Source organism: Stagnihabitans tardus (assembly GCF_009925085.1).
Lineage (GTDB): Bacteria > Pseudomonadota > Alphaproteobacteria > Rhodobacterales > Rhodobacteraceae > Stagnihabitans > Stagnihabitans tardus.
In genome coordinates, this window is the sequence record NZ_JAABNR010000101.1 from 1 (window position 1) to 307 (window position 307).

Annotated in this window: 1 pseudogene; it reads right to left on the reverse strand. The window is 56.7% G+C overall.

The features are described from left to right. Positions 1 to 204: 204 nt before the first annotated feature. Positions 205 to 307 (reverse strand): annotated as a pseudogene (locus GV832_RS21795) (IS5/IS1182 family transposase); the annotation flags it as partial.

Here is a 307-nt window from a genome sequence, read left to right on the forward strand (position 1 = left end):
TCTTGGGAAAGAAGGGCCGAAGCCGGTCCATCTGGGCTTCGGTCAGCCAGAACAAGTTGCTCATCGATCAGGTCTCCTGGCCGACCGTGAATCACGGTCGACAAAGATGATCAATGGGTCCTGACCCTAGATACACGCAGACATAACAAGGTTCCGGGCCCGAGACTGTTTCAGCGACCTGCTAGGTTCAGGACTCATTGAGTTTCAGAGCCAGAAGATGACAGTTGCGGCGAGTGCGATGGCCGAGAGGTAGACCTTGGGACATCTGTCGTAGCGGGTTGCGATCCTGCGCCAGTCCTTGAGGCGG